Source organism: Pseudomonas sp. FG98 (genome assembly GCF_057808595.1).
The window spans coordinates 1-12436 of sequence record NZ_JBMDIJ010000126.1 but is presented as its reverse complement, the minus strand read 5'-3'; the positions used below and the strand labels follow the sequence as shown (position 1 = coordinate 12436).

Genomic DNA, 12436 nt, shown 5'->3' with positions numbered 1-12436 from the left:
GATTGCTTCAGTGAGTACACTACTGCAATCGCTGGCAAGCCAGCTCCCACAGGGGACAGTGTCGTTCTATGGGCGGTAGCCCTGGCTCAGCAGCCAGCTGCGGATGTAGCGCTGCTGTTCGGGGCTCAGCGATGCCAGTACCTGGTCCGCTGGCTCGCTTTGCAGCCGGCTCACCAATGGCGCCAGCTCCACCCCGTTCAGGTGCCAGATGCCCAGCGGCTGATCGGGGCTGATCACCACCGGCGCGAGGTCGACCAGGCCGTCGCGCAGCACTGGCATCCGATCTATTCGCAAGTCGGAAAAACGCGCCTCGGCATGCACCGGCTCGGCATCCGGCCAGTGCCGCCGCGCCTGCCAGAACGGCTCTTCGGCCCAGCGCCGTTCCTCCAGATAGAAATCCCGCCCCAGCCGGGCAAAACGCCAGAACAGATGCTCGACCCGCTGCTGGTGAAAACGCAGCGCCAGGTCGCGACGTTCGGGATGGGTGAGCAAGGTGTTGATCACCGCCGGCGCCTGCAACGCCGAGGACAGCGACTGGAAGATGCCATTGCCCGACAGCGGGTCCACGGCCATGGCGGCATCGCCGACCCGTAGCCAGTTATCCCCGCCACACACTGGCGTAAGGATCGCCGTGCTGCTGCGGGCATGCAGTTCGAGATCCTGTTCCTGGTCGTTGTCGAAAAACGCCCGGGCCAACACCGACTCCCAGCGCCGCTCACGGCAGAAGTCGAGCAATGCGGCCTTGTCCGGCAGCGGCGTGGCGGCCACGTCCAGGGTCCATTGCCAGTAGCAGCGGCCATCGGCCTGGCGGGCCATCCACATCCAGCCGTCGGGCTGGCTTTCCACCGCACTGGCGCTTTTGCCGGGTGGGCCTTGCCAGCGGTTGAGCAGGCTCAGGGTCTCCGGCCCACGGGCAGCACGGCCAAGGGATTTATCATGCTGCGGCGCCTGACGACCGCGGGCTTCGACATGGAAATCGGCGCTCAGCGAGGGCGCTCCGTCCAGTTCGATCAGGCTGCGCCCGTCTTGCTGGTGCACACCGAGTACGCGCGCTTCGATCAGCGGAATGCCGGCGTTATGCAGGTCGTCCCGCAGTCCCTGGTCGAAACGCGGACGATCAAGAAGGAATTCGACATTGCGACTCTGCGCCTCGCTGTTCCACCGCGAATGGCGCCGCGACGGCTCGCCCGCCACTGCCAGCGCCCGGTTCAGGCCGGCGCCGCGCAGCGCTTCGAGCACCCGCTGCGAGACACCTTCGAGCGCGGCGAAACGCCGCCATTCGCTGACCACGCTGACGCTGTAGCCAAGCCGCTTAAGACCAAGGGCAACCGCCGCGCCCGCCGGGCCGGCACCTAGTACGACGATGGATTTCAAGCACGTCCTCGATATTCACGACCACGGTAATGAGCGTTGTGCAGCAGCCAGGCCATGACCAGGGCATTGGTGGCATGGGGCTGGTCACGCAGGAAGGCGGCGATCTGCCCGGTCAGCGCCGCACAGCCGAAACTGGCACCGGACAGCGGACTTTCCTTGGCCCGCACGCAGGCGCCGAAATCCGCTTGGGGGCTGTCCAGCCAGCTCCATTCGTCGCGCTGGCAACGGGCATCGCCGGTGATGCGCAGCACCCCCGGATAGGCGGCGGGATAAACCGGTGCGCCCTGGGCGGGAGTCGAGGCGCAGATCAATACCCCGGCATTCTGCGCCGCTGCGCAGGCTTCACGCAGCGCCGGGCGGTCTTCGCGCAGGCCGAGGCTGAGGTTGATCAGGCGCACGCCGCGCATCACCAGCCATTCGATCCCGGCGGCCACTTGCAGGGCCGTGGTGATGCCGCGCTCGTCGAACACCTGGGCGACATGGATCGGCATATCACCGGCCCCGGCGGCGATCAGGTCGACCACCGCGCTGCCATGGCCGAGGGCATCTTCACGCAGGGGCTGTTCGCTGACGCCGACCGCCGCCAGCTGGAAGCGTCGCGATTCGGCAACTCGCTCCAGCGGCGCGCCGCTGTCCACCACGCCGATGCGCACCTCAGACATGCCCGGCCTCCCGCAGGCGCAATTGGCCGTCTTCGAGAATCAGGTGCAGATCGGCATTGGCCAGGGTCGAGGGACGATGGCTGACCAGAATCCGTGTCCGGTCGGAAAACAGTTGGTCTATTGCAGCAATCACTTCGCGCTCCGTGTCTTCATCGACTTGTGAGGTGGCTTCATCCAGCACCAGCAGCAGCGGATTCTGGAGCAATGCGCGAGCAATGGCGATACGTTGTTTCTGTCCGCCGGAAAGTTGCTGGCCGCGCTCGCCCAGCGGGCTGTCCAGCCCCTCCGGCAAACTGGCGATCAAGGTGTCCAGTCGCGCCAGCCGGGCGACCTCGGCAATCGCTTCGCGGCTGGCGTCAGGGACGCTGTAGGCGAGGTTGTCGGCCAGGCTGCCGCGGAACAGCACGATGTCCTGGCTGACCACCGCCACCCGGCGACGCAGTTCGTGCAGATCGAGTTCGCGCAGGTCCGTGCCGCCGAGCAGGATCGCGCCGGAATGGGGATCGTGGAAGCGTTGCAGCAGGTCGATCAGGGTCGATTTGCCCGCCCCGGAAATGCCGCTCAAGGCGACCTTGCGGCCATGGGGAATATCGATATCCACCCCCTGCAACAACGGCGCACGCCCCGAGTGGGCGAAGCACACTGCGCGCAATTGCAGATCGCCCCGCGCCGGCATCGGCCGGGCCTCGGCAGGGCTGTCCACCTCCGGCGCCACGCCGCGCAGCTCCATGACCCGGCCTAGGCTGACGCTCATGCGCTGCATCGCCACGTACAGGCCGAGCAGGCTCTGCACCGGCCCGACCGCCATGCCCAGGTAGGTGGAAAAGGCGATCAGCGCGCCCAGTTGCCAGGTGCCCTGCACCACCCAGTAACCACCGACCAGGAAGGCGCAGGCGCGGGACAGCGAGGTCAGGGTGCCGGGCACCGCCTGGGTGAAGAACTCGGTGACCTGCAAGCGCAGCAACTGGCTCATGTAACCCTGCCCGAGCCCGTCGAGACGCTGCGCCTCGCGCTGCTGCTGACCTGCGGACTGGATGAATTTCATCGCCGGCAGGGTCTCCACCAGGAACGATGAAACATCCGCCGAACGCTCGCGCAACTGCCGCACCTCGCGCTCGACTTTGCGCCGCATCCAGCGCAGCCAGAGCACGTCCAGCGGGATCAGCAGCAGGGCCAGCAACGACAGCTTCCACGACAGCACCAGGAGCATGCCGAGGGCGCAGACCAGGCCGATCACGCTGGACACCGCGGAGAACAGCGAATCCACGGCAAAGCGCTGGATCTCGGCAACATCGCCGTCCAGCCGCGACATCAGGTCACCCAGGCGGCGCTGCCCGTAGAAGCTCGGCGAGAGGCGTTGCAGATGGCGATAGAGCTCGTCGCGCAGGGCGAACAGGATGCGCCCGGACAGGCGGGTATGCAGGTAGCGGTTGAGCCCGGACAGCAGGGTGCCGAGGATTCCGGCCAGGATCATCAGCCCGGCGATCAGCACCAGGGTGGTGAAGTCCTTGGCCAGCAGGCCGTCGTCGATCAGCAGCTTGGTCAGCCAGGGCTGCACCAGCACCAGCGCGGTGGCGCACATGGACAGGCCGAGCAGGCCGAGAATGGCCAACCGATGGGGGCGGATGAATCCGTACAGCCAGTGCAGGGCGTCATGCAACGCGGGCCGGTCCTGATGCTCGATCAGGCGGCTGAGCAGGCGCTGGATCACGACTGCATCTGCTTGAGCTTGCGGTACAGCGTGGCGCGGCTGATGCCCAGTGCAGTGGCGGCGGCGGTAGCGTTGCCGTGATGGCGGTCGAGGGCCTGGCGGATCAGTTCCAGCTGGTTGTCGCGCAGGCTTTCCCGGCGGGCCGGTACTTCGCCGCTGCGCAGTTCGTCGAGCAGGTTGTCCGGCAGGTGATCGAGGCCGAGGAGCTGTTCGCCGTCCTCGCGCATCGCCAGCAGCAGGCGCAGGCTCATTTCCAGTTGGCGGATATTGCCGGGCCAGTGGTAGCCGTTGAACAGTTGCGCCAGTTCGTCCGAGAGGCGCACGCCCTGGCCGCCAAGGCGCACCAGCAGACTGTCGATCAAGGCCGGCAGGTCGTCGCGCTCGCGCAGCGCCGGCAGTTGCACGCTGATGCCGTTGATCCGGTAGTAGAGGTCTTCGCGGAAGTGCTGGTCCTGGACCTGGCGCTTGAGGTCGCGGTGAGTGGCGCAGATCAGGGCGATATCCAGGTCCTGTTCCTGGGCCGCGCCCAGCGGCGCCACCTTGCGCTCCTGCAATACGCGCAGCAGCCGCGCCTGCAAGGCCAGCGGCATATCGCCGACCTCGTCGAGGAACAACGTGCCGCCATGGGCCTGCTGCAAGCGCCCGACCATGCCGCCGCGACGCGAGCCGGTGAAGGCGCCCTCGCGGTAGCCGAACAGTTCCGACTCGATCAGGCCCTCGGGGATCGCCGCGCAGTTCACCGCGACGAAGGGCTTGCCGGCACGGCTGCTTTCCTGGTGCAGGGCCCGGGCGACCACTTCCTTGCCGCTGCCGGTCTCGCCCAGCAACACCACCGGCAGGTCGTTGGCCAGGCCCTGGCGGGCCATGCGCAGGGCCCGGGCGAAACGGGCGTTGGCGGCGCCGAGGGTGTCCAGCGAAGGCGTGGTCGGGGCCGGAACGCTGCGACTGACGGGCGCCGGCAGCGACAGCGCCAGGGGGCGCTGCGGCAGATGCAGGGTCTTGTAGTGGAAGGCGCCCTTGGCGGTCTCGACGCTGTCCACCTGGCCTTGTTGCAGACGCGCCAGCCATTGCTCGACACGCAGGCCGAGCAGGCTGTCGCAGCGTTGCCCGACCAGGCTGGCACGCTCGCTGCGCAGCAACTGGCAGGCCTGGTTGCTGGCGGCGAGGATGCGCCCGTCGAGGCTGACCGCGAGCAGGCCCTGCCAGCAGGAGTCGAGGTACTGCCGGCGGCTGTGGAAGGCCAGGACGATCTGTTCGGGGAAGCTGTTCCTGAACAGCCGGCTTTCGATCTGCATCACCGCCAGCGCCAGCAGCGCGGTGCGATCGGGCAGGCGGCCGAGGGGGCCCTGGCGGGTCAGGTCGAGGACGCCGAGCAGTTCGCCCTGTGGGCAGTGGATCGGCACCGAGGTGCAGGAGAAGTCGCTCAGGCGTTCGAGAAAGTGTTCGCCGCAGTCGATCTGCACCGTGCGCGCTTCCACCAGCGCCGTACCCAGGGCGTTGGTGCCGCGGGCCTCTTCGCTCCAGCAGGTGCCAGGGGTGATATCGCCGAGCCCACGCTGCTTGAGCACGGTGGACTGGCCCTGGATGGCGAGGATGGTGGCATCGGCATTGGCCAGGATCACCAGGCTGTCCTGGCCCTGGCGGGCGCCGAGGTAGTCCAGCTCGGCGGTGGCGGCGTCCAGTAGCGGGCGGTTGTTGGCCAGCAGCAATTCGAGACTGGCGGCGGAGGTCAGGGCGATTTCCTGGCCGGCGTTACCGGTGACCCCATGGCCCAGGCTGCGGCGCCAGGAAGCATCGATTTCGGCACGCAGGAAACCGTCGGGCAACTGGCCCTCGATGGACAGGCGTTCCCGGGCAAGGCGTGGGTTCGAGGTCGGGGCGGTTTTTATTGTGCTCATCGGCGGCTCCGGTTCGGGTATTCGATACAAGCAAGACCTGCGCCAGATCAGGTGGGTAACACTTCCTTGGGATTCTGGGTGTTGCTGAGGGCCTCATCGCCGGCAATGCCGGCTCCCACAGGGATCGCGTGCAACGCTGAACCTGTGGGAGCTGGCATTGCCAGCGATGGGGTTGCACAGAAAGCGGAGTATAAGCCTGTTACAAAAGCCCCAGCGACTTGGCCCGGGCCACCGCCTGGGTGCGGCGTTCGACCCCGAGCTTGCTGTTGATATGGCTGGCGTGGGTCTTGACGGTGTGCAGCGAGATGAACAGTTGCTCGCTGATTTCCTGGTTGGAGCAGCCCTGGGCAATCAGCTTGAGCACCGAATGCTCACGGGCGCTGAGGGTGTCCGCGCTGGCGATTTCCTGGGTCGGCAACAGCCCCAGCAAACTGGTCTGCACCGGGCTCGCCGGCTGGGCCTGGAGTTGCTCGCGCAACCAGTCGGGGTGCTCGGCCAACAGCCGCTGGAAGGGTTGCAACACCCCGCCCCGCGCCGCTTCGAGCGCCTGGAGCAGACGTTCGCGGGCGTCCCCCTGCTCGCCCTGGGCCAACAGCAAGCCGACCTGCTGGCAAAGGGCGGTCACGCAGAGCAATTGCCCGCCACTGGCCTGCCCGCGATTGACCAGCGCCTGCAAGCGCTGCCCGGCCTGGGTGATCCGGCCCTGGGCCTGCTCCAGCAAGGCCTGCTGCAATTCGATATGCAACGGCAGCAACGGATGGAACTCGGGGGCCGCTGCAGCCTGCTGGCCGCCGTAGGTCTGGCTCAGGCGCAGCAGCCAGGACTCGGCCAGGTCGTTACGGCCCTGGGCCAGCCACAGCTCGCATTTCACCAGGGTGATCATCGCCAGGTAGAAGATCGGCGGCACGTCCCAGATATGCATCAGCCGCTCGGCTTCGGCGAGTTCGGCGAACGCTTCGGCGAAGCGCCCTTCGCGACCGTCCAGTGTGGCCAGGGCGCAATGGCCGATCAGCACGCTGATATCGCGGCAGGCCCGGGCTTCGATCAGCCCGGCACGCAGGCGGCTGCGGCCGGCTTCCGATTGCAGGCGGCCGACCAGCAGGTAACCCTCGTAGAGCATCAGTCGCGCGCGTACCGCATACAGCCGTTGCGACGACAGGCCGCGCAGGCGGTGCAGGCCCTGGCGCACTTCGTCCATGGCGCGCAGGGCTTCGCCGCGGGCATGCAGGACCCGCGCGCGGTCGTAATGGGTCAAGGCCTCGAACAACGGATTGCCGACCCGCTGCGCCAGCTCCAGGGCCTCGCGGTTCCAGCCCCGGGCACGCCAGAAATCGGCATCGGCAATGGCCAGGTTGGACAGGGTCGACAAGCACATCAGGCGCTGGCCGTAGCGTTTGTGCGGCAGGCTTTGCAGGGCCTGCTCGCAATAGGAACGGGTCCGTTCGCGATCGCCACGGCCGCGGGCGATGATCCCGCTCAGCGCCAGCCATTGGGCAAGCATGGATTTCTGCGCAGTGGCAGAAGGCGCCGGGAGGAAGCGGCTGAGATGGCTGGCCAGCTCCTCGGCGGCGTCCAGTTGGCAAGCCAGGCCCAGGGCCCAGCTGTACAGCACGATCAGGCGCGGGGTGCTGATCAGCAGGCTGTCGGGCAGGTCCATCTTCCAGCGCAACAGCATGCCGACGTTCTGCTCGGCCAGCAGTTGTTCTTCCGACAGGTTCTGCACCAGGTTGGCGGCGACGTCCAGGTGCCCGGCGCGCAGGGCCTGCTCCACCGCTTCGTCGAGCAGGCCCTGGCTATGGAACCAGCGGCAGGCGCGCAGGTGCAGGCTCGACAGCGGCAGGCTGGCCTGGCGGGTGCGCAACAGGTCGGAAAACAGGTGGTGATAGCGGAACCAGTAGCCGTGCTCGTCCAGCGGCACGAGGAAGACCTGGTGCGACTGCAGGAAGCGCAGGATCTCGCCGCTGTCGTGGCTTTCGCGCAGAGCGTCGCAGAGGTCGGCGCAGAAGCGGTCCTGGCAGGCGGTGTCGTTGAGGAAGGCCTGCACGTCCGGCGGCAGGCAGTCGATGACTTCTTCCAGCAGGTAGTCGCGGATCAGGCCTTCGCCACCGTGCAAGGCCTGGGGCAGGTGGTTGTCGGCTCCGGATTCGTTGGCCGCCAGCAGCCAGAAGCGCAGCCCGGCAACCCAGCCGTCGCTGCGCTGGACCAGGTTGTCCAGCGCCTGGCCACGCAGCAGCGTGGGGTGCTGGCCGAGCACGGCGAAGGACTCGTCGGGGGTCAGGCGCAGGTCCTGCTCGGTCAGCTCCAGCAGTTGCCGCGACAGACGCAGGCGCGCCAGGTGCCAGTCGGGACGCAGGCGGCTGGTGACCAGCAGCACCAGGCCCGGCGGCAGGTGATTGAGGAAGAATTGCAGGCAGCGGTCAAGCACCGGGCCCTGGGCCAGGTGGTAGTCGTCGAGAACCAGCAGGATCGGCGCGCCGCCTTGCAGATGGACCGCCAGCTCGTCGAGCAGGCCGTCGAGCCATTCCTCGAAGGCAAAGGGCTGGTGGCGCTGGCGCATCTTCAGCAGGCCGAGGGCCTGGGCGCCGAGACTCGGGCAATGCTGCTGGAGGCCTTCGAGCAGGCGTTCGAGGAAGCGCCCGGGATCGGCGTCGCGCTTGCTCAGGCCCAGCCACAGGCTGCGCCATTGCGCGGGCAGGCTTTGGCAGAACTCCACGGCCAGGGAGCTTTTGCCGAATCCGGCCGGGGCATTGACCAGCAACAGGCGGCCGCCGAGTCCGGCCTGCAGGCGCTGGCACAGGCGTACCCGCGGCACATGCCCGTCGGGCAGCGGCGGCCGGTAGAAACGCCCTTCCAGCGCAGACACGGTCTGGCCGGGGAACCCTTGCGTGCTGGACAGATCGGTCATGGCCGGCTCGTTTGGTAAAAATCTCGGCGACAGGGATTGCCGGAGACTAGCGGTTTAACCGGCACATTTGAAGGCGATTGCCGCAGGAAAGGAAAAAAAGACTACAACAAGAAGCAACAAAGACAACAGTGACGGGGGACAAGGGATGACGCACACAGGCGGAAAAGTCGATGGTGTTTCTGGTGGCCTCATCGCCGGCAAGCCGGCTCCCACAGGGTTATGGGTCGGCCGCAAGATCCAGGCTGGGAGCCGCTGAAAATCAAAACGCCCCGGCAAGCCGGGGCGTTCTGGGGGATCACACGGAATTGCTCAGACCTTAGCGCACACCCGACTGACGCAGGGCGGCAGGCTGGAAGTCTGCCTTGGAGGCAGTGAAGCCGAAGTCGTAGGATTTTTTCTCCTCGTTCTTCATGCCCAGTGCCAGGTAGCGGCCCGATTGCAGGTCGTAGATGGCTTCCAGGGTGTACCAGGGTACCTGCTTGTCGTAGTAGTCCTGGGCATGGGCCTCGGACACACGCCACAGTTGGTTACGACCGTCGTACTGGTCGATCACCGCCGCTTGCCAGGTGTCCTCGTCGATGTAGAAGTCACGCTTGGCGTAGATGTGGCGCTGGCCCGGTTTCAGGGTGGCGACCACGTGCCAGACACGGCGCAGCTCGTAACGGGCCAGGTCCTGGTTGATATGGCCCGGTTTGATGATGTCGTCGTACTTCAGGGTCGGCGAGTCCAGCTTGTAGGCGTTGGAGGCGATGTACATCTCCTTCTTGCCTTCGAGCTTCCAGTCGTAGCGGTCCGGCGCACCGTTGTACATGTCGAGGTTGTCGGAAGTCCGCAGGCCGTCGGCGGCGGTACCCGGACCGTCGTAGGACACTTGCGGCGCCATGCGTACTCGACGCTGGCCAGCGTTGTAGAGCCACGCCTTGCGCGGTTCCTTGACCTGGTCGAGGGTCTCGTGGACCAGCAGCACGGTACCAGCCAGACGCGCCGGCGCGGTCACTTCCTGTTTGAAGTAGAAGAGCACGTTGCCCGGGTTGGCCGGATCGAAGTCCTTCATCTGGTCACGGAAGACGAACTGATCCGAGAAGTACACCAGGCTGTAACTGCCATTGGCCTGTGGCGTGGCCTGGGTTACCAGCCGGGCCACGCTGCCGCCGCGGTAGCGGGTGATGTGGTTCCAGATCACCTCGACACCGCTTTTCGGAATCGGGAACGGCACGGCGACCTGGAAGTTGTTCAGGCCGTTGCCGCCCTCGACCAGGGTGGTCGCGGTGGCGTTCTTCTTGATGGCGGCAAACACGCTATCCGGTACGGTGGCACCGCGGTGGGTCTTGTACACCGGCAGCTTGAAGGTGTCCGGGTAGCGCTTGAGCATGGCGATCTGGCCAGGGGACAGCTTGTCCTTGTACTGCTCGACGTTCGCCGCGGTGATGGTGAACAGTGGCTTGTCGGCAGCGTAAGGGTCGGACAGGAAACCCCGGGCATCGGCAGTACCGGCGGTTTTCGACAATGGTTCCCACGGGCCGATGGAGCCATCGGCGTTACCGGCCTTTTCCGCGCCCATCGGGGTCAGGGTGGTGCCCAGTTTGGCGGCTTCATCGGCGGAAACCGCGGCCATCACGCTGCTTGCCAGCAGGGACAGGCCCAGTACGCCGGCTTTCAGCAAAGTCTTGGTGCTTTTCATGGTCATGTGCTTCTTCCTGAATAATGCGCTTAGAAGTTCACGCCGAAGCTGAGGGCGACGAAGTCGCGGTCATCCACGGTGGTGTACTTGCCGTCGAAGAAGTTGGTGTACGACAGGTTGGCGGTATAGGTGTTGAGGTAGTCGGCCTCGAGACCAAGGCTGACCGCCTTGCGGCCTTCCTCGAAGTTGCCGCCTGGGCCTGGCGAGTAACCGTCGACGTCGTGGGACCAGGCAACGCTCGGCTTGAGGTTGATGCCGGCGAATACATCCGGGTAGTCCCAGATAACGCGGGCGCGGTAACCCCAGGAGGTGCGGGTGGTATATCCGTCGTCTTCGCAGTAGCGGCTGCGGTTATCGGTAGATGCCCCAGCCCCAGCACCAGCGATGGTTCCGGTGTTGAGGATCGCCGAGCAGGTATTGGCTGGGCCGGTAGCCGGAAGAGGACCAGGTCCGAAGATAGGATCCCGGCCATAGCGGAGCTTGTCGCTGCTTTCCAGGCCACCGACCACCGTCATGCCGACCTCACCTACCACTGTCATTCGGCTAGCGCCCATGACCTGGTCGAAGAAGTGAGTGAACGTGGTTTGCAACTGGGTGATTTCCTTGCGGCGATAGCCGTGCAGGTCTTCACCTGGAGCGCCATTAAGCAGTGATGCGTTGGCATACACCCCACCAAGCCTGCGTACACCGGCATACAGGATGTCAGTAGTGTTCAACTGGACTGGAGCGTTGGGGCGATAACTGATCTCACCGCTCCATGCGGTACCTGTAGGCAAGGTGGTGGAGAAACTCAGCCCGTACAGGCGGATATCCTCAGGGTACTCGACGAAGTACTTCGAGTTGCCTGCAACGATAATCGGCGCGGCAGCCCCAGACGCTGCCGCAGCAGTGTATGCCGCCTGGGACGCACCGGTAGCGCTGAAAATCGGTGCACGGCTGTGATAATTCATCGCGTACAGGCCGAACTCGGTGTTCAACGGTTCGAACATGTAGCGCAAGGCAACACCGAACTGCCCACTGTCGCGAGCATCGCGGTCCGGACCGCGGCCCACCTTGACGCCCTCTTCATTGATATCGATTCCTGCGGCGCGCAGTCCTGCAACCTGAAGGGCAGGCAGCGAACGGCTGCTGGAAAGGACCCGCAGGTTATCGGTGCAACCGTCGGCGATGATGTCCGGCTGCGAGAAGAACGTCCCGCAGTTGTCCACCACGGTCTGGTCCCACTCCAACTGGTAGAACGCCTCGGCCGACAGGTTGTCCGTCAGGCTCTGGGAGATATAGAACATGTTGACCGGGATCAGGCCTTCCTTGACCTCGGCGCCCGGACGACGGAACGCGGATACGTCGATCGGGTTGATGGCGTTGATGCCGCTACCGATGAAGGTACTTTCACCCCAGCTCACCACCTGCTTGCCCAAGCGCACGGAGCCCGGCTGATCAGCGATGGAGTAGTTGTGGTACACGAATGCGTCGAGAATCTGCCCGCCGGAAGACTTGGCGCCTTCCTTACGGTTGGAGTCGCTGATGTCCTTGAACTCGCGGTGTTCGTCCTTCAGTTCGAAGTCGTACCAGTACTTGCCCCGGACGAAGACGCCGGTATCGCCGTACTTGAGTTCGAGGTCGTGGATGCCCTTGAAGATCTTCGAGAAGGTTTCACCGCGCTTGAAGTTGAGGTGACCATCGTCGGAAGTCTGCGACAGGCCCTTGCCGCCGTTGTTCACCCCGATCAGGTTCTTGTTCGGGCTGGCGGTGGACCAGCTGGCCCCGACCGACAGCGACGAGTCGAAACTCCCCTCGATCTCCCCGATGTTGAAACTGACCGCGAATGCAGGACTTGCAAGCGTAGAAGCGAGGCTGACGGCCAGGGGCAGTTTCGCCCGGCGCCAGAACAGATTTACTGATGTCATCGACGCTACTCCATGTACTTTATTTTTATGGCAGTGAGTCCTTCAAAGAAACGAGGCCGATTGGTCGCCAGACTGGCAGGGCGTGTCGGTTGCGCTCGTGCGCTTTCCCCATTCCTCAAAATCCCCTGACCCGACTATAGCCAGCAGGTAGTAGTGCTTGATCCCTCTAAAGTGTGATTTGCACATCACCCTCGTCCGTGGCACGGCCAGAGCGGACGACACGAAGACCGGCCGGGCAAGGATGGCTGATATTTTTCATTTCACAAGGCGAGGAGGCCTCTGGATCGCGGCTCGCGCC

General features: G+C 65.3%; 7 protein-coding genes. All 7 read right to left on the bottom strand.

All coding sequences use genetic code 11. The annotated features are described in order from the left end of the window. Positions 1-66: 66 nt before the first annotated feature. Positions 67-1374, bottom strand: a complete 1308-nt coding sequence (gene qhpG / locus ACODSK_RS30955; protein WP_489021715.1) for a flavin-dependent monooxygenase QhpG — start codon at positions 1372-1374, stop codon at positions 67-69. Then, entirely contained in the window at positions 1371-2036 is a 666-nt protein-coding gene (gene qhpE, locus ACODSK_RS30950; RefSeq protein ID WP_489021713.1) for a subtilisin-like serine protease QhpE, read from the bottom strand. The genes qhpG and qhpE overlap by 4 nt, the downstream gene beginning before the upstream one ends. Continuing rightward, positions 2029-3744, bottom strand: a complete 1716-nt coding sequence (locus tag ACODSK_RS30945) for an ABC transporter ATP-binding protein (protein ID WP_489021719.1) — start codon at positions 3742-3744, stop codon at positions 2029-2031. The genes qhpE and ACODSK_RS30945 overlap by 8 nt, the downstream gene beginning before the upstream one ends. Next, entirely contained in the window at positions 3744-5645 is a 1902-nt protein-coding gene (locus ACODSK_RS30940) for a sigma-54-dependent Fis family transcriptional regulator (RefSeq protein WP_489021711.1), read from the bottom strand. The genes ACODSK_RS30945 and ACODSK_RS30940 overlap by 1 nt, the downstream gene beginning before the upstream one ends. Positions 5646-5844: 199 nt before the next feature. Continuing rightward, on the bottom strand, positions 5845-8550 hold the full coding sequence (locus ACODSK_RS30935; protein ID WP_489021709.1) for a winged helix-turn-helix domain-containing protein: 2706 nt from the start codon (positions 8548-8550) through the stop codon (positions 5845-5847). Positions 8551-8866: 316 nt separating this feature from the next. Further along, positions 8867-10231: a DUF1329 domain-containing protein gene (locus ACODSK_RS30930; protein ID WP_489021717.1), complete on the bottom strand. Its 1365-nt coding sequence runs from the start codon at positions 10229-10231 to the stop codon at positions 8867-8869. Between the two features lie 29 nt (positions 10232-10260). Further along, on the bottom strand, positions 10261-12138 hold the full coding sequence (locus ACODSK_RS30925; RefSeq protein WP_489021707.1) for a DUF1302 domain-containing protein: 1878 nt from the start codon (positions 12136-12138) through the stop codon (positions 10261-10263). Positions 12139-12436 lie beyond the last annotated feature (298 nt).